This is a genomic window from Streptomyces sp. NPDC059003, assembly GCF_042740445.1.
GTDB lineage: Bacteria > Actinomycetota > Actinomycetes > Streptomycetales > Streptomycetaceae > Streptomyces.
Genome location: NZ_JBHYJH010000181.1, coordinates 1 through 17,664, shown reverse-complemented (window position 1 = coordinate 17,664; position 17,664 = coordinate 1). Strand labels below are relative to the sequence as shown.

Here is a 17,664-nt window from a genome sequence, read left to right as displayed (position 1 = left end):
GCGCAAGCCCCCGGACCCCCCCGTCAAGGCGTCAGCCTCGCGTCAGCGCTTTTCGGCCTGCTTCATCGCCGTGGCCAAACCGTTGGCCCACAGCTGATTCACCCGCGCCCTCTCCTGCGCGTTGGGCTGCGCGTTCTGGCACGACGTGCCGGGCCCGCCACCGGACATCAGCTCGGAGCAGGGCCCCGAGTAGTGGTCGGGAAGACCCAGGACGTGCCCGGTCTCGTGCGCGGTCACGCGCGTCGAGTTGTACTGCTGGTTCTGCCGGTAGTCGAGGAAGATGTAGCCGCGACCGTGGCCGTCCGTGCTCGCGTACGAACCGCGCGGGTCATTGCCCTCGCGGTACGAGAAGCTCGCGCCGGTGGTGCCCTCACGGAGCTGGACGTTGGTGACGGCCGCGTTCCATATGGAGGTGCTGGAGGCGATCTGCTGGCGGAAGGACGGGGCGCGCGACGCGTTGTACGTCACGGTGACGACCTTCACGCCGGGGTTCTCGGCACGCTTCTCGGCGACGGCCTTCAGGACCGCCTTGAAGAACGCCTTGTTCGCGGCGGCCTCTTCGGCAGATCCGGCGTACCGTGCCGCGGAGGACGTGGCACTGGACTTGGTCGAGTCGGACGACGACGGGGCCGCCGTCGCGACGGAGGACGTGCCGAGCGCGGCGACCGCGAGCCCGAGCGCGGCGGCGACGGACACATAACGCTTGTGCATGTGGGGGGCTCCCTACTCGTTCGGTGAAAGATGAACGTTTCGGTATCCGTGAGTGTCAGGGAGCCAGGGCGTCAGCGGATGATGGCAAGTGGCGATAGCTCCGCGCTATCACCGCTGTTCAGGACACTGCGGTTATCCGCCAACTCGTACGGTTCCATAGGAGTTTGGGTGGCTGGTGTGTCGACGCAACCCGCTCTACGCTCACGGCCATGGAGCTCGAGGTCAGGCACCTCCGCGCACTGTGCGCCATCGCCGACACCGGCAGCCTGCACAAGGCGGCACGCCAACTCGGCATGAGCCAGCCCTCGTTGACCACCCAGCTGCGCCGCATCGAGCACGCCGTCGGCGGCCGGCTCTTCGCCCGCGAGCGCACCGGCTGCCGCCCGACCCCGCTCGGCCGCACCGTACTGAGCCGCGCCCGCCCCCTCGTCGTGGAGATGCGCGCCCTGGTCACCGAGGCCCGCGCGGCCGCCGCCCGCGCCGCCGACGGCGAGCCGCGCCTGCGCATCGGGTCCACCGCGAGCCGCGCCATACCGGGCTGGCTGCGCCGCCTGCGCGTCCGCATGCCCGGCACCGAGACCTCCCTCCAGATGGACGTCTCCGCGAACGCGCTCCTGCAGATGGTGGCCGAAGGCCAGCTCGACGTCGCCTTCGTGCACGAGGTGGAGGGCTCCCCGCTCCGGTTCCCCGACGGGATCGCGCGCCGCGTCCTCGTCGACCGCGAGCCGCAGTTCGTCTCGCTCGCCGCCGACCACCCCGCCGCCCGCAAGACCGTCGTGCACCTCACCGACCTCGCCGCCGACCGGTGGATGGTGGACCCGACGGTCGACGGCGAGTGGGACGGCCTGCGCCGCGTGTTGACCGCAGCCGGACTCAACCCCCGCGTCCTGCACGGCGACTACCTCACCGCCGCCACGCTCGTCGCCACCGGCGAGGTCGTCACCGTCTGCCAGCCCACGTCGGTGGCGAGACCCGACATGGCGGTCAGACCCCTGCACGGCGACCCGCTCTGCGTCCGCCTCTATGTCGCGGCCCGCACGGACACCGAGCTGGACTCCGTGTACGGGGAGCTGGAGGCCGCGTACTGGGAGGCGGCCGCGGAGGCCCCCGCGTACCAGGACTGGCTGCTCGGCACCGGCACCCGCGGCGCGGGCCCGCCGCCCGCCCCCTGTCCCCCCACCAGACCCCCGGCCTTCGACGCCCCTCCCGCCCCGCTCCCCGCCCCGCTTCCTTCCCCGCCCCCGGGTCCGGCGGCTCCCCCGCCCGCGGACCTTGGTCCCAGCGAATCCCGGGACCTTCGGCCGACCCCGCTCTGACCCCCTCCGACCTGCGGTTTTTACCGTTTTACGGTTCCGCGTCGCGGTCTGCGGCCAGTTGTTACGTTTCCTACGGATGACGCACACATGGCGCCCGTAGCTTCATATCCGTCGCCACCCCAAAGGGGCACAAAGACGGACAGTAAGCCCGACCAGTACGAGGGAAGTTCACGCCATGCGCGCCACCCGACGCACCTTCCGCACCGCCGCCATCGCCACCGGCGCGATCGCCGCGCTCGCCGTCCCCACCACCGCGGCCTTCGCCGACTCCCCCTCGGCCCCGCAGCCCCAGGTGGCGCCGGGTGACCAGACCGACCACACCGACCAGTCCGACCACACGGACGGCGACGGGACGCCCACCCCGGACGACCACACGAAGCCGGCCGACCAGACCAAGCCCGACGACCAGACGAAGCCCGACGACCACACCAAGCCCGACGAGGACAAGGACAAGGACAAGCCCGTCCCCGGCGGCTGGGAGTCCAAGGGCACCGTCAGCCTCGGCGGCGGCTGGACCGCGCAGGTCGACGTGAACGTCTCCGCCCGCTCCGCCAAGGCGCAGATCCTCCAGGACGGCGTGCTCAAGGGCTCCCTGAACGCCGCGGGCAAGACCGCGTCCACCAAGGTCAACGGCTACACGTTCACGCTCACCTCCGACGGCACCGTCACCAAGACCGGCAGCGGCGACGACCAGGACAAGCCCGTCCCCGGCGGCTGGGTCTCCAAGGGCACCGTCAGCCTCGGCCACGGCTGGACCGCCAAGGTCGACGTGAACGCCTCCGCGCGCTCCGCCAAGGCGCAGCTCTTCCAGAACGGCGTCGCCAAGGGCTCCCTGAAGGCGTACATCAAGCCCTCGTCCACGAAGATCGGCGGCTGCACCTTCACGCTGACCGCCGACGGCACGATCACCAAGACGGGCACGCCGACCCCGCCGAAGCCGAAGCCTCAGCCCGCGAAGAAGCGCGTCTTCGTCCGCGAGTACCAGAACCTCGGCAAGACCGGCTTCGACGCGAAGGTCTACAAGACCAAGGCCGGGTACGAGGCCGACATGATCGCCCCGGCCCCCGACACCGGCAAGAAGATCGTCTGGGACACCCTCAAGCAGACGGGCGGCAAGGCCGCGTACGGCCAGCACAACGGCGCCCACTTCGTGCTCAACCCCGACGGCACCATGAAGGGCTGGGTCGAGGGCCACAAGGGCGGCACCACGCCCGGCAAGCCGGGCACCTCCACCAAGGTCCCGCAGGGCGGCGTCAAGGCGGGCGCCGAGGGCGTCGGCGGCGCGTCGAGCGACACCCCGCTGGTCGCCGCGGGCGGCGGCATGGCGGCCCTGGGCGCGGCCGGCCTCGGCTTCGCGATGTACCGCCGCAAGCAGCACAACTGATCAGCGGTACGTGAGATGGGGCGCCCCTTGGCGAAGGGGCGCCCCACCGGCGTACTCAGACTCCGATGTCGTCGCCGTCCCGGCGCCACACCGACACCACCGCCGGGCGCACGATCTTCCCGGGGCCGTCCGGCCAGGTGCTCGCGGGCTTCTCCACCGACGCCCCGTCGACCTCGCCCGGGTGCTGCACGGCGACCAGGACGCGGCGGTCCTGCACCAGCGGCCCGCAGGTCTCCGCGCCCTTCGGCATCGTCAGGAACTGCTTGAGCTCACCGCGCCGCTGGCCGCGCGTGGCCACGCCGAACAGGCCGTCGTGCGAGCCGAGCTGGTTGCCGTCGGTGGAGATCCACAGGTTGCCGTGCGGGTCGAACGCCACGTTGTCCGGGCAGGAGATCGGGCTGACCCGGTCCTTGGGGAAGCCCGCGAAGTACGTGGCCGGGTCGTTCGGGTCGCCCGCGACGAGGAACAGGTTCCAGCCGAAGCGGGTGGACTCCGGGCGGTTGCGGGCCTCCGTCAGCTCCAGGACCTGGCCGTGCTTGTTGAGGTTGCGCGGGTTGGCCTCGTCGGCGGCGGCCTTGCCGGGCTTGCCGCGGTCGGCGTTGTTCGTCAGGGCGACGTACACCTTGCCCGTCTGCGGCGACGGCTCGATGTCCTCGGGGCGGTCCATCTTCGTGGCGCCCACCTTGTCGCCCGCGAGGCGCGTGAAGACGTACACCTCGTCGGCGGTCATGCCCTCGACGTGCGACACGGCCTTGCCGCCCGCGTACGCGGTGGCCAGCGGGATCCACTCGCCGCCGCCGTCGAACTCGCCGTCGCTCGGCAGCTTGCCCGTGCCGTCGATCTCCGCGGCCGGGGAGTCGCCCGTGAACTTCGCGACGTACAGCGTGCCCTCGTCGAGCAGCGTCAGGTTGTGCTCGCGCGCCCAGCGCGAGTTCCCCTTCGCCATGCGCTTGCTGCTCACGAACTTGTACACGTAGTCGAAGCGCTCGTCGTCGCCCATGTACACGACCGGGCGGCCGTCGCGGGTCAGGCGCGGCTGGGCGCCCTCGTGCTTGAACCGGCCGAGCGCGGTGCGCTTGCGCGGGGTCGACTCCGGGTCGTACGGGTCGAGTTCCACGACCCAGCCGAAGCGGTGCGGCTCGTTCGGCTCCTTGGTCAGGTCGAAGCGGTCGTCGAACCGCTCCCACTTGCGCTCCGACTCCCCGCCGACGACGCCGTAGCGCTTCAGGCGCGCGGCCTGCGTCGGGTCGGTGACCTTGTCGGCGTGCGCGAAGTACTGGTTGAAGTTCTCCTCGCCGTGGAGCGTGGTGCCCCACGGCGTTGTGCCGCCCGAGCAGTTGTTGAGCGTGCCGAGGACGGTGACGCCGCGCGGGTCGGCCTTCGTGCGGACGAGCTCGCTGCGGGCGGCCGGGCCCGTGAGGTGGAACGTGCTGGTGGCCGTGAGGCGCCGGTTGAGGTGGTGGCGGGGCACGGCGCGCAGCGCGCCGGTCTTCCGCTCGCCCTCGACGACGACCACGGACAGACCATGCGCGGCCCAGGCGATCTCGACCTGCTCGCGGGTGGGGTTCTTGGCGTCGTAGCCCTTGAACATCAGGACTTCGTCCGTGTACTCGTGGTTCGCCACGAGGACCTGACGGCGGCCGTGGCCCTCGCGGTCGAGGGGCAGCAGGCTGAGGAAGTCGTTGTTGTAGCCGAACTGGCCCGCCTGGGCCCTGGCCGACTGCCGGTCGGCGTCGAAAGCCGGGGCGCCGCGCAGGATGGGCTCGCCCCAGCGGATCACGACGTTCTGGCCGTAGCCGTCGGGGACGGTGACCGTGTCGGCGGTGTTCGGCGCGACGGGCGCGAAGCGGAGGCCGCGGGCGGCCTTTCTGCCGCCTGGTTTGTACGCCGACGGGGCCGCGCCCTGGGCCGCCGCGGCTTCCGGGGCGCCGGGGCCGAGGGCCAGGCCGCCCGCCGCCGACGCCGCGACCGTCACCACGGCCGCGGCGCGCATCATGGAGCGGCGGCTCAGCGCTCCGGCTATGACGTCGCCGACGTACGCGTTGTCGCTCGTGTTCGGTACGGGGTGGAAGCAGGCGTCGCCGCAGCGGAACCGGCACGTCATGGCCGAACGGCCGCCGGAGCCGCCCGGGTGCGAGGTGATCAGGGGCAGCAGCTTGCGCACGGGTTCCTCCAGGAGGGGGCGGTGGCCGAATGACGATGCTTTGGCTTTATAGGGGTGGTGATCAGCTCGGCGGCGGACTCGGGGTGAACGCTGAGTGAATTGGCTGGCCCTGAGCGGGCCCCTGGGCCTTGGGCGGTGCCCTGGGTGAGCCCCTGCGGGGCGGCGGCTACCCTTACGTGTCCCTTCTGGCCGGGGACCTCTCGGGACACAACTCATGCGGAGGGTCGCGCATATGGGCATTCTGGGTCGGCTACGGAACGTGTTCCGTCGTTCCCGTCCTCAGGCTCCGGAACCCGTGTCGGGACCTGTGCCGGTGCCCGAGCCCACGCCGGAGCCCGCACCGGAAGCCGTATCGGTACCCGAGCCCACGCCCTCTCCGGCGGAGGCGCTGGTGGCTGCGGCCTTCGACAACGTGACGGTAGAAGCCCCACCCCGCCGCTCCGCGACGGATGCCCCCACAGAACCGGCACCCAAGCCCGAGCCCGCGACCACCGCGCCTGCTGTGGGCAATCGTCCCGCAGGGCGGGACGGGTGGGCACAGCACCATCCGACGGCCACCGACACAGACCACGCCGAGGCAGTCGAGCCCACGGCCACCGATGACGAACCCGCGCCCGCAGGGCCCGCACAGCACCATCCGACGGCCACCGACACAGACCACGCCGACGCAGTCGAGCCCACGGCCACCGACACAGACAACGCCGACGCAGTCGAACCGGCGGCCGACAAGAGCGAACCCGCGCCCGCAGGGCCCGCAGGGCCGCCGCCCAAGCCCGCCATAACCCCGGCCCGCCTCAAGTCCAAGGCCCCCGGCCTGAACCCGGCCTACAAGGCCGCCGCCGCAGCCCTCCGCAGGAGGGACCTCACGGGCGAGCGGGCCCAGGTCTACCTGGTCCTGGACCGCTCCGGCTCCATGCGCCCGTACTACAAGGACGGCTCAGCCCAGCACCTGGCCGACCGCACGGTCGCCCTCGCCGCCCACCTCGCCCCCGACGCCACCGTCCACGTCGTCTTCTTCTCCACCGACATCGACGGCACCGGCACCCTGACCCTCACCGACCACGAGGGCCGCGTCGACGAGCTGCACGCGGAGTGCGGCCGCATGGGCCGCACCAGCTACCACCGCGCGATCGAAGAGGTCGTGGCGCACTACGAGAAGTCCCCCCAGCACGGCCACCCCGCGCTCGTGGTCTTCCAGACCGACGGCGCCCCGGACACCAAGGGCCCGGCGACCCAGGCCCTGGCCGACGCCGCGCGCCACCCGCTGTTCTTCTCGTTCGTCGCGTTCGGCGACGAGGACAGCAAGGCCTTCGACTACCTGCGCCGCCTCAAGGCGGACAACGCCACCCACTTCCTCGCGGGCCCGACCCCGAAGGACGTGTCCGACAAGCAGCTGTACGAGGGCATCCTCGGCACCTGGCGCCCGTAAGCGGCCCCCGACACGCAGAGGGCCGGGCCCACGAGGGCCCGGCCGGTCGTGCGGTGTACGGCGCCCGGCGGCGCGTCAGTGGTCGGTGCCGGAGGCCCAGATCGCCCGGCTGCCGTAATAGATCACGACGTTGCCGTCGTCCTGGACGACGAGCCGCGAACCGGGGTGCCCGTCCGTGTTCGAGGCCCAGACCGCGCGCCCGCTACGGGTGTAGACGACGAGGTTGCCGTCCTCCTGGAACCTCATGACCCAGCCCTGGCCGACGGTCCCGGTGGCCCATCGGGCCCGGTTGAACTCGTCGTAGATGACGAGGTTGCCGTCGGACTGCATCACGAGCCGGGCCGTGTCGGAGCTCAACGACTCGTTGTGGTTGAGGGTGAAGGGGGCGTACCGCACCTGATCGGCGAGCGGCCCCGGCCTGGCCGCGCCGCTCGCGCCGGACGCGGCGGACGCGGACGCGTGGTCCGCGGGAGCCGCGCTCGCCTGACCGATCAGGGCCACGGAGGCGAGTGCGACGGCCGCGAAAAGCGTGCTCGCCCGCCGCAGCGGTCCGCCCGGGCGGCCTCCCGACACCGGACGGAGATCTTTTGTGGGGCTGGGTACGGTCATGGCTCCTCCTTGATCGCTGGCTGATCGGTCGTGCGGGGCACCCGCCCGGCCGGTCCGGCGGTGGCGCCCAGGGCCATCGTGGAGCGGCGAGGGACGCGCAAGTACCCCCGAAAAATGGGGGGTTGCGAGGGGTTCCGGCGGTCGGGCGGCAGCACCGCCGCAACGGTGATAATCGATCTTCCGAGGACCGTTAGGATTTCGACCATGGCGGCCACTGGATCCGAGAAGCAGGGAGCGGACGAGAACGCGAAGGCGTTCTACGTCTCGACCCCCATTTACTACGTCAACGACGCTCCTCACCTGGGCCACGCCTATACGACCGTCGCAGGCGACGTGCTCACGCGCTGGCACCGGCAGCGCGGCGAGAAGGTGTGGTACCTCACCGGCACGGACGAGCACGGTCAGAAGATCATGCGCACGGCCGAGGCGAACGGCGTCACGCCCCAGGAGTGGTGCGACAAGCTCGTCACCGAGGCCTGGCGCCCCCTCTGGGAGCACCTGGAGATCGCGAACGACGACTTCATCCGTACGACGGAGAAGCGGCACACGGACCGGGTGCAGGAGTTCGTCCAGGATCTCTACGACAAGGGCGAGATCTACAAGGGCGGCTACGAGGGCCCGTACTGCGTCGGCTGCGAGGAGTACAAGCTCCCGGGCGAGCTCCTCGACGGCGAGGGCGCGTACGAGGGCCAGAAGCTCTGCCCGATCCACAAGAAGCCGGTCGAGCTGCTCAGCGAGGAGAACTACTTCTTCAAGCTGAGCGAGTACGGCGACAAGCTGCTTGAGCACTACGCCGCGAACCCCGGCTTCATCCAGCCCGAGTCCGCGCGCAACGAGGTCGTGAACTTCGTCAAGCAGGGCCTCCAGGACCTGTCGATCTCCCGCTCCACCTTCGACTGGGGCGTCCCGGTCCCCTGGGACGCCAAGCACGTCATCTACGTGTGGGTCGACGCGCTGCTCAACTACGCGACGGCGGTGGGCTACAACGAGAACCCCGCCAAGTTCGACGGCACCTTCCCGGCGAACGTGCACCTCGTCGGCAAGGACATCCTCCGCTTCCACGCGGTCATCTGGCCCGCGATGCTGATGGCGCAGGGCCTGCCGCTGCCGGGCAAGATCGCCGCCAACGGCTGGCTGATGGTCGGCGGCGAGAAGATGTCGAAGTCGAACCTGACCGGCATCAAGCCGCAGGACCTGACCTCGCACTTCGGCGTGGACGCGTACCGCTGGTACTTCCTGCGCGCCATCGCCTTCGGCCAGGACGGCTCGTTCTCCTGGGAGGACTTCACGGCCCGCTACACCAGCGAGCTGGCGAACGACTACGGCAACCTCGCCTCGCGCGTCGCCGCCATGGTCGGCAAGTACTTCGGCGGGACGCTGCCCGGGGCCACGGCCGCCGGTGACGCCGAGAAGGCCGTCCAGGACGGGCTCGCCAAGGCCGTCGCCGAAGCGGACCGGAAGATCGGCGAAGAGCTCGACTTCCAGGGCGGCATCCTCGCCGTCTTCGACTTCGTGAAGCAGGTCAACGGCTACATCACGGAGCAGGAGCCGTGGAAGGTGGCCAAGGACGACTCCGACGAGGGCAAGGCGCGGCTCGCGACCATCCTCTACACCGCCGCCGAGTCGCTGCGCGCCGTCGCCGTGCTGCTCAACCCGGTCATGCCGGACACCTCCCAGAAGCTCTGGGACTCGCTCGGCGCCGAAGCGTCGCTCGGCGCCCTGGCCGACCAGAAGGTCCAGGACGCGGGCGCGTGGGGCACGCTCCCCGCGGGCTCGACGGTGACGAAGGGCGCGGTCCTCTTCCCGCGCCTGGAGGAGCCGAAGGCTTCGTAAGCCACACGGCACGCACGGCACGCACGGCACGCACGGCATACGAGGGGCCGGAACCGCACAGCGCGGTTCCGGCCCTTTCGCGTACGCGGAGGCTTCCGCGCCCTCAGGCCGCGTACGTCCCCACCAGCCGCGCCAGCTGCCGTCCCGCCGCCCGCAGGGGCTCCTCGCTGCGGTTCACCTGTGCCGTGACCTCCGCGCCCTCCAGGGTGCTGATCACGGTGGTGGCGACCTCGGCCGCGTCCGCCTCCGTGAAGCCGGCGGCGAGCAGCTTGTCGGCGACGACGCGCTCCCAGCCGCGCAGGGCCTCGGCGCACACCTTTTGGATCTCGGAGTCCGTCCCGAGGGTCTCCAGGGCGGCGGCCGTGACGGGGCAGCCGTCGGTCCAGCCGGACGCCCTCAGGACGACGGCGAGCTCGACGGCGCAGGCCTCGACGGCGGCGGCCGGGTCGTCCTCGCGGCCGAGCACGTCCCGCAGGAGCGCGGCGAACTCCTCGTCGCCGTGCCGGATCGCGGCCACGGCGACGGCCTCCTTGCCACCGGGGAAGAAGTGGTAGACGGAGCCGAGCGTGGCCTCCGCCTCCTTGGCGATCTGCTTGATGCCGGTGCCGACATAGCCCTGGCGCTGGATGAGCCGCGCGGCGACGACCACGATCCGCTCACGCGTGCTTGCCGTCCCTGCGGCGGCGGTCTTCTGACTCATGCGCCCACTGTACCCACCCTCTGAGTAGAGCGTTCGTTCTAGACCTGTGCTACGTTTTCCTCGCAGCGCCGGATAGAGCGCTCGTTCTAGTCACTTCACGCATTGGTGGGAGACAGTCATGCCGCACTCCGTCACGGTCATCGGCCTCGGCCCCATGGGTCACGCCATGGCGAGCGCGTTCCTGGACAAGGGCTACGAGGTCACCGTCTGGAACCGCACCCCCTCGCGCGCCGACGCCCTCGTCGAGCGGGGCGCCCGCCTCGCCGGGACGCCCGAACAGGCCCTGCGCGCCAACGAGTTGGTGATCCTCAGCCTGATCGACTACGACGCCATGTACACCACGCTCAAGGGCGCCGAGGCCGCCGTCGCGGGCCGGGTCCTGGTGAACCTCAGCTCGGACACCCCGGAGAAGGCGCGCGCCGCCGCCCGCTGGGTGACGGAGCTCGGCGGCACCCACCTGACGGGCGGCGTCCTGTCCCCGCCCCCGGGCATCGGCAGCCCGGACATGTCCACCTTCTACAGCGGCCCGCGCGCGGCGTACGACACGCACCGCCCGGCGCTCGAAGTCATCACCGGCAGGACGGACTACCGGGGCGAGGACGCGGGCATCGCGGCCCTGATGTACCAGCTGAACATGGTCGTCTTCTGGCCGGCGATGCTCGCGTACTGGCAGGTCATCGCCCTCGCCGACGCGCACGGCATCAAGGCCTCGGAGATGGCGCCGTACGTGGCCGAGAACTACGAGGGCATGCGGCACTTCATCGAGTTCTACGCGTCCCGGATCGACGAGGGCAACCACGCCGGCGACGTCGACCGCATCTCCATGGGCGTCGCGAGCATGGAGCACGTCGTCCACACGAACGCCGACGCGGGCGTGAACACGGACTTCCCCCAGGTCGTCCTCGACGCCTTCCGCAAGGGCGCGGCCGCGGGCCGCGGCGCCGACAGCTTCAGCAGCCTCGTGGAGCTGATCCGCAAGGGGGCCTGACCGGCGGCGCCACGGCTTCTAGGCGCGCTCGCGGTCCATCGACGGGGTTTCGGTGCCGCTGTCCGTCGGGGGCGTCCGGTCGCGGGACGCCCTCGTCACGACCAGCGGCGCGGTCACGCACACCGCCGCCACGAGGATGCCGCAGCCCACGGACAACGCCGTGGTGTAGCCGTGCACGACGGCCTCGTCGGGCCTCGCCCGGTCGGCGAGGCGGGAGGCCGCCGCGCTGGCCGCGATCGTGTTCAGGAGGGCCGTGCCGAGCGCGGCGCCCAGCTGCTGCGCCGCGTTGTACGCCGCCGACGCCGCGCCGGTCTCCTCGCCCCGCATCCCGGCGGTGGCCAGGCTCGCCGTGGGCGGCATGACGCAGCCGAGGCCGAGCCCGGTGAGGACGAGGGCGGGCACCAGGTACAGGCCGAAGACGTGGTCGGTGTCCGCCGTCAGGCGGGTGAGGAGGAAGAGTCCGGCCGCCGCCGCGAGCAGGCCCGGCAGGAGCAGCGCCCCCGGCGGCACCCGGCCGTGCAGCCGCCCCGCGATCAGGGTCGCCCCGACGAGCGCGGCCACCGCGTTGACGATCAGCGTCAGGCCCGCCTCCACCGGCGAGTAGCCGAGCACCGTCTGGGTGTAGTAGCTCATGAACAGGTAGAAGCCGAACATCGCGACGAACATCAGCGTGATCGTGAGGAACGCGCCCGCGCGGGCCCGGTGCAGCAGGATGCGCGGCGGCAGCAGCGGCCGGGCGGCACGCTTCTCGACCGCCGCGAACGCCGCGAGCAGGGCGCCACCGGCGGCGAGCAGCGCAAGGACGCGCCCCGAGCCCCAGCCGCGCGGCTCGGCCTCGTTGAAGGCGTACACCACGGCGGCGAAGCCCCCGGTGCTGAGCAGGGCGCCGGGCACGTCGAGCCGTCCGGCCGCGCGCAGCGGCGCGTCCTTGGGCACGAAGGCCGCGCCGGCCACGGCGAGCAGCGCGACCGGCACGTTGACGTACAGGCACCAGCGCCAGCTCGCGTACTCGGTGAGGAGGCCGCCCGCGACCAGGCCGACGGCCGAGCCCGCCGCGCCGACGGCGGCGAACACCCCGAAGGCGCGGCCCCGGGCGCGGGGCTCGGCGTAGGTGAGGGTCAGGAGGGAGAGCCCGGCGGGCGCGAGCAGCGCGGCGAACACGCCTTGCAGGGCGCGGGCCCCGAACAGCATCCCGGGGTTCACGGCCGCCCCGCCGAGCGCCGACGCGGCGGCGAAGCCGGCCAGGCCGACGACGAAGGCGCGGCGGTGGCCGAGCGCCCCGCTGACCCGGCCGCCGATCAGGAGCAGGCCGCCGAAGGCGAGGGCGTACGCGGTGACCGCCCACTGTCTGCTCGCGTCGGACATGCCGAGCGCGCTCTGCGCGGAGGGCAGCGCGATGTTCACGATCGTGCCGTCCAGGACGACGAGCAGCTGCGCGGCGCTCACCGCGAGCAGCGTCCACCACCGTCGGCCGGAGGAGTGCGTGTGGTCTGCGAGATCCATGACGTCAAGCGTTTCGTTGAAGTCACCCCGGAGAGTCGGCGGCGGCCGGGCACGCGCTGACCTGGGCGCGGCGGCCGGGAACCCTCAAGTCCCGGTGCACGTCTCCCCTAGCGGCTGCGCGTGGCTTGATCCATACGGTCCCGGTGAGCTGTTGATCACTTCGTGATCGGTCTCACTTCGTCTTCACGGCCGCGCACGTACGCTTCACAGCATGGCCACGAATCCCGCGTCCGAGAGCAGGCGGTCCACGCGTACCGCCGCCGAGGTGAACGAGGAGATCCGTGCGCTGTGGCTGCGCTGCGGCGGCCGTCTGAGCGCCGACCAGCGGCGGGAGTACCAGCGCCTGGTCACGGAGTGGGCGACGGCGGAGGCCGAGGCCCACAGATCGCCGACGCGCGCGGCTTGAGGCTCAGCCCGTCCCGGACGGCACCACGCAGTCGCGCGGCTGGGTGCGGCCCTCCGGCCAGGCCAGCCCCTCGAACGCCAGCTTCCGGGTGCGGGGGTCGAGCTCGACCACGGCCACGGGCTTGTCGTAAGGGTTGCCCGCGTTCGTGAGGCATACCCACCCGCTGGTTCCGGCCACTCGGTGCGCGGACTCCAGGCGTGACCACTGGGCGGAGACCCGCTCGCGGGGCGGCACGGCGCCCGCCGACCGGGCGTTCGCGAGGAACACCGCCCGGGCGATCGTGTGGACGCCGTCGTGGACCAGCATCGTGCGGGAGTCGTCGAGCTCCACGGGACCGATGTCGCCCGCGCCCTGCCGTGCGGTGAGCGCGCGCAGCTCGTCGAGCGCCTTCTGCGGCTCCGTCAGATAGGCGGGCCTGCCCTTCGCCCTGCGCAGCTCCGCCGTCCAGGCCGCGGGGTGGGCGGGCGCGGTGTACTGCACGGTGACGGTGGGCTCCTTCGCGCCGGGCTCGCCCTGGAGCTTCTTCCAGTCGGCGTCGCTCATGTACCGGTCGAGGGTGGCCGCGCCCGATCCGCTCACGACCGTGTACCGCTTGCCGCGGCACGGCACCTCCGCCAGCTTGAGCGCGAACAGGCGCAGGTGCACGGGGCGGCCCGCGAAGTAGACGGTCCTGGCCCGGGACTGGCAGATGTTGTGGCTGATGAGGGAGAAGTCGTTGCCGGTCTCGCCGGGGTCGCCGATCGACGGGGACGTGAACTCCTGGTCCTTCGCGCCGGGCGGCCCGGCGGCCCGGTCGTCGGCCCTGCTGAACGCCCGCGCGAGCGACTCCACGTAGATGTCGTCCGGGCGCGTGTCCTTCACCAGGACGGTCTCCTCGTCGCGCAGGCCGCCGTGGAACGCGGCCAGCGCGTCCGCCTGCTGCCGGTTGGTGGGGATCACACGGGCGAGGCCCTGGAAGCGCGGCCTGCCCTCGCGGGACTCGGCGTTGGCGAGCTCGTCGGCGCTCGCCCTGCTGATCAGGACGGGGATGCGCAGCTCGTTCGTGAGCCGGTCCACGGCGGCGACGGTGTTGCGCAGGGACAGGTTGAAGCCGGTGACCGCGCGCAGGTTGTGCTTCGAGGAGTCGGCGAGCCGCGCGAGCTCGTCGACGACCCGGTCCTGCTGGGCGTAGTTGCGGCCGGGGTTGGCGAGGACCAGGCGCAGCGGGGGCTTCTGCTCCTCGCGGTTGGCGCGGTACTGGGCGAGATAGGCGCCTTGTACGTCGCTGCGCAGCTGGCGGCGCTCGGCGGGCGCGTCCGGCTGGAGCGGCAGCATCATCGCGACGGTGATGTGCGGCTTGCCGTCGATCCGCTCGTTCTCCTTGGCGATCGCGGCGCTGACCTTGGTGATCTCCGGCGTGCCGAAGTCGTAGCCGGAGCCGTTGACGCCGACGCACTCGCCGCCGTGCCGCTCGACGCCGTCGGCGCACCGGTCGGGGCCGCCCACGTTCTGCGGTACGAGGATGCCCGCGGCGACGCCCGCGGCCACGACGACCAGGATCGTGACGGCCTTCTTCAGGCGTGTGGCCCACACGTGGTTGTACAGCCAGTTCAACACTGCCGCCCCCTTGGCGTGACGTGACCGTTCGGCATGGTGGGACCGTTCGCCTAGCCGACGATGTGCCGCGTGCACGCGCACGGCTTCAGCGGCTGTTTCTCCTGCGCACGCCCGGCCCACTCGCCGGCCGTCCGCGTCAGGACCTCGATGCCCGGCACCGGCTCGTCGGCGAGCCGGTCAAGGAGCTGCCTCCAGGTGCTGGTGACGGCCTGGTCGACGGGGCCCGTGCGGTCCTCGTACAGCCACACCGCGTGCAGCAGCCGGTCGATGCGGCGGCGCAGCACGTCGTCGCCGGGCATCGGGGTCTCGCCGAGCGCGCGGGCGTGCCGCTCGTCCGGCGCCCCGCCGAGCGGCGCCTCGCACGGGGCGCCCGCGATCGTCAGCAGCTCCTCGCACCAGTCCGCCATGGAGCGGGTGGCGTCCCGCGAGGGGAAGGACCGCGTGAGGTGGTCGACGGCCCGGTCGGCGCCGGACGCGGCCAGCTGGTGGTGGGCGGCGTGCGCGCCCGCCGTGCCGAAGAGCTCGTCGGCGCCCGTGTCGCCGGAGCCGTCCGGCGGGTCCGCGAAGTGGTCCCGCAGCAGATCGTGGTCCGCGCGCCACGCCGACCCCGGTGGCGGCGCCGCCTGCCCCCGCCGGCGCCGCGCGCCGCGGCCCGCCCCGGCCGCGTCCGGCCCGCGCAGCCCGTACAGGCGCCGCATCAGCAGATGCCGCAGGCCCCGGTCGCCGATGAAGTGGCGCGGGCAGTGCGGCCAGCCGCTGTCGTGCAGAAGCTCGGCGATGCGGTACGCGGACAGGCGCTCGTCGCGGTCCCGCTGGCGCGCCCGCACCAGGCGCTGCGCGCACGGCCCGGTGTGCGCGACCGACAGGTGGCTGAGCAGGTCGAGCCAGTGGCCGTGCTGCTCGGGCGGCAGTTCCTCCGGGAGCTGGCGGGTGATCAGGTCGTCCAGGAGCAGCTCGGCCACCGGCACCGGCTCGGCGTCGTCGCGGGGGCGTACGGGCGCGTCGAGGAGGTCCCAGTCGGTGAGCGCGGCGGGGTCGCGCACCCGGAGCGCGGCGGCGGCCTCGCCGAGTCGCGTCACGAACCGCGGGCGGCCGCCGCTGAGCCGGTGCACGGCGCTCTCGACGCGGAGCCGGGCCGCGTGCTCGCCCGGTTCGTGGCCCTCGCCGCGGCCCCGGAGCCGCGCCAGCTCCTGGTTCTGGTGCCCCGTCGTGAGCTGCGGCATCCGCACGAGCAGCGCGCCGCGCGAGGGCGCGGCCAGGCCCGGGGCGCCGCCCTGTCTTCGCCGCCAGTCGGGCAGGCCGCCGTCCTCGGGCCGCCAGGCCGTCGGCGGCTCGTCGTCGCCGTCCGCCGAGCGGTACAGGAAGCGGCCGCCGTCCGCACGCCGGGCGGTGGCGAAGACCACCACCCGGTCGTGGTGGCCGCTCTCCCGGTCGAGCAGGACCGACCGCAGCAGGCGCCGCCCGAGCGCGTTGTCGGCGTGGTCGAGCAGCACCGCGGGCCGCCCGGCCCGCGCCATCCGGCCCCGCACCGACGCGTAGGCGGCCTCGACGTCCCCGCGCAGCGCCCGGAACAGGAAGCTCTCCGCGTTGGCGCGCGCCTCGCCGCCCTGCTGGAAGTCGACGCTGAGCGCGTGCAGGCCGAGCCGGGGGTGCCCGGCGGCGCCGGAGTAGTCGCCGTAGCACTCCGCCAGGGCCGCCTTGCCCTCCGACGACGTGCGCTCGAAGAGCTCGTCGAGGATGGACGTGATCAGCGGGGTCGCGAGCGGCTGCGCCACCAGGAGGGCGCCGAGGGCCGCGAGATAGTTCCGGAAGGCCCGGTGCAGGACGCCGCCCCAGAAGGACCCCTTCGGCAGCAGGTCGTCGTACCGCCGCACCTCGCCGAGCCCGTCGGCCGGCGCCGCGAGCGGATCACCGGCCGCGACGGCCACCAGGCCCGCGTACAGGCGCGGCACGCCGATCGCCCCGCCGTCGCCGCTCCACGCCCCGAACTGCACGGCGAGCTCCCGCAGCGCCTCGGTGACCTCGGAGCGCACCGCGGCCCGCACGTCGACCCCGGCGGCGAACACCGGCGAAGCGCAGTCGATGTGCGCGGCCGGAACGTAGCGCCCGAACTCGTCCCTGACGCACCGGAGCAGCCGCCCCTTGCCCATGCCGGGGCCGCCGGTGAGGAGCACCACCGGCAGGTCGGGCCCGTACAGGAGCGGGCGGTTGCGGCCCTTGTGGGTCTTGCCGAGCAGCCGGGCGACCAGGCCGTCGTCGTCCAGCAGCTTGCCGAATCCCAGATCGTCCGACACCGGCCCCCCGGATGCGTCACGGTCCCAGCCCGCCCCCGGCGCGTGACGGAACGTCAGGGTAGGGGAGTGGAAGGGTATTTGAGGAGGGACATACGAGACACACTCCCTCCCTCTTCCTCCTCTCTTCCTCCCCTCTTCCCCCTCTCTTCCCCTCCTCAGGCCGCCAGTTCGCGCTCGAGCGGCGTACGGTACGCGGGGGTCACGGGGACCGGTCCCAGCCACGCGGCGACCGCGGCGGCCCGCCGCTCCACCGCCGCCCGCGCCGTGGCGCCGACGTCCGTCAGGAGCCGGTACGCGACCTCGCCGTCGCGCCGCCGCGCCCACGCGCCGACGATCCGGCCGTCCGCCCACACGGTGGGGCCGATGTTGCCGTTGCGGTCGAACAGGGCGGGCACGTGCGCCGGGTCCAGATAGAAGTCGCGGTTCCGCCAGCCCATGGAGGTGGCGTCGAGCCCGGGAAGCAGCGCGACCCAGGGCGCGCCGGAGCCGTCCGCCTCCTCGTCGCCGGGCACGAGATAGCCGGTGCCGCCGCCCTCCAGGTCCACGTCCTCGGCCCCCACGGCGGCCAGCGCCTTGCGGGAGTCGGTGAGGGTCCACCCGGTCCACCACTTGAGGTCGTCGAGGGTGACGGGCCCGAAGGCCCGCAGATAGCACCGGGCAAGCTCGGCCTTCTCAGCCTGTCCGGCGTTTGAGGACAAGCGCGCAGCGCGGGAAGAAGGGGGGTCCAGGGG

At 72.6% G+C, this 17,664-nt stretch carries 14 protein-coding genes; 6 read left to right on the top strand and 8 right to left on the bottom strand.

Annotated features, from left to right (window positions below):
• Window positions 1-42 precede the first annotated feature (42 nt).
• On the bottom strand, window positions 43-711 hold the full coding sequence (gene snpA, locus ACFWZ5_RS38315) for a snapalysin (RefSeq protein ID WP_384801748.1): 669 nt from the start codon (window positions 709-711) through the stop codon (window positions 43-45).
• A 209-nt stretch (window positions 712-920) separates the two neighbouring features.
• Between snpA and ACFWZ5_RS38310 the strand changes: the two genes are divergently transcribed.
• Window positions 921-2,027 (top strand): LysR family transcriptional regulator, encoded by a 1,107-nt coding sequence (locus ACFWZ5_RS38310; protein ID WP_384801751.1) that lies wholly within the window; start codon window positions 921-923, stop codon window positions 2,025-2,027.
• A gap of 175 nt (window positions 2,028-2,202) precedes the next feature.
• Window positions 2,203-3,411 carry a hypothetical protein gene (locus ACFWZ5_RS38305; protein WP_384801754.1) on the top strand — a complete coding sequence of 403 codons (1,209 nt, stop codon included), beginning with the start codon at window positions 2,203-2,205 and terminating at the stop codon, window positions 3,409-3,411.
• A gap of 55 nt (window positions 3,412-3,466) precedes the next feature.
• On the opposite strand, the gene ACFWZ5_RS38300 is transcribed toward ACFWZ5_RS38305, so the two are convergent.
• The gene (locus ACFWZ5_RS38300) at window positions 3,467-5,575 is read right to left on the bottom strand and encodes a PhoX family protein (RefSeq protein ID WP_384801757.1); all 2,109 of its coding nucleotides are present in this window, start codon (window positions 5,573-5,575) and stop codon (window positions 3,467-3,469) included.
• A gap of 391 nt (window positions 5,576-5,966) precedes the next feature.
• Here ACFWZ5_RS38300 and ACFWZ5_RS38295 point away from each other — a divergent pair, with 391 nt between their 5' ends.
• Window positions 5,967-7,004, top strand: a complete 1,038-nt coding sequence (locus tag ACFWZ5_RS38295) for a VWA domain-containing protein (protein ID WP_384892014.1) — start codon at window positions 5,967-5,969, stop codon at window positions 7,002-7,004.
• 75 nt (window positions 7,005-7,079) lie between these two features.
• On the opposite strand, the gene ACFWZ5_RS38290 is transcribed toward ACFWZ5_RS38295, so the two are convergent.
• On the bottom strand, window positions 7,080-7,613 hold the full coding sequence (locus ACFWZ5_RS38290) for a hypothetical protein (RefSeq protein WP_384801763.1): 534 nt from the start codon (window positions 7,611-7,613) through the stop codon (window positions 7,080-7,082).
• A 204-nt stretch (window positions 7,614-7,817) separates the two neighbouring features.
• On the opposite strand from ACFWZ5_RS38290, the gene metG reads away from it, so the two are divergent.
• Window positions 7,818-9,446 (top strand): methionine--tRNA ligase, encoded by a 1,629-nt coding sequence (gene metG, locus ACFWZ5_RS38285; protein WP_384801766.1) that lies wholly within the window; start codon window positions 7,818-7,820, stop codon window positions 9,444-9,446.
• 103 nt (window positions 9,447-9,549) lie between these two features.
• On the opposite strand, the gene ACFWZ5_RS38280 is transcribed toward metG, so the two are convergent.
• Window positions 9,550-10,146, bottom strand: a complete 597-nt coding sequence (locus ACFWZ5_RS38280; RefSeq protein ID WP_384801769.1) for a TetR/AcrR family transcriptional regulator — start codon at window positions 10,144-10,146, stop codon at window positions 9,550-9,552.
• 118 nt (window positions 10,147-10,264) lie between these two features.
• On the opposite strand from ACFWZ5_RS38280, the gene ACFWZ5_RS38275 reads away from it, so the two are divergent.
• Window positions 10,265-11,134, top strand: a complete 870-nt coding sequence (locus ACFWZ5_RS38275; protein WP_384801772.1) for an NAD(P)-dependent oxidoreductase — start codon at window positions 10,265-10,267, stop codon at window positions 11,132-11,134.
• 18 nt (window positions 11,135-11,152) lie between these two features.
• Here the strand turns inward: ACFWZ5_RS38275 and ACFWZ5_RS38270 are convergent, their stop codons facing one another.
• Complete coding sequence (locus ACFWZ5_RS38270) at window positions 11,153-12,637, bottom strand: MFS transporter (protein WP_384801775.1); 1,485 nt, start codon at window positions 12,635-12,637, stop codon at window positions 11,153-11,155.
• 211 nt (window positions 12,638-12,848) lie between these two features.
• On the opposite strand from ACFWZ5_RS38270, the gene ACFWZ5_RS38265 reads away from it, so the two are divergent.
• Window positions 12,849-13,043, top strand: a complete 195-nt coding sequence (locus tag ACFWZ5_RS38265; protein WP_384801778.1) for a hypothetical protein — start codon at window positions 12,849-12,851, stop codon at window positions 13,041-13,043.
• Window positions 13,044-13,046: 3 nt separating this feature from the next.
• Here ACFWZ5_RS38265 and ACFWZ5_RS38260 read toward each other — a convergent pair whose 3' ends face one another.
• The 3 genes from ACFWZ5_RS38260 to ACFWZ5_RS38250 all read right to left on the bottom strand — a co-directional run bounded on the left by ACFWZ5_RS38260 (window position 13,047) and on the right by ACFWZ5_RS38250 (window position 17,631).
• Window positions 13,047-14,639 carry an amino acid ABC transporter substrate-binding protein gene (locus tag ACFWZ5_RS38260; protein WP_384801781.1) on the bottom strand — a complete coding sequence of 531 codons (1,593 nt, stop codon included), beginning with the start codon at window positions 14,637-14,639 and terminating at the stop codon, window positions 13,047-13,049.
• A 50-nt stretch (window positions 14,640-14,689) separates the two neighbouring features.
• Window positions 14,690-16,933, bottom strand: coding sequence for a hypothetical protein (locus ACFWZ5_RS38255; protein WP_384892011.1), 2,244 nt, complete (start codon window positions 16,931-16,933; stop codon window positions 14,690-14,692).
• Window positions 16,934-17,088: 155 nt separating this feature from the next.
• Window positions 17,089-17,631: a DNA glycosylase AlkZ-like family protein gene (locus ACFWZ5_RS38250; RefSeq protein ID WP_384806692.1), complete on the bottom strand. Its 543-nt coding sequence runs from the start codon at window positions 17,629-17,631 to the stop codon at window positions 17,089-17,091.
• Between the last annotated feature and the right edge of the window lie 33 nt (window positions 17,632-17,664).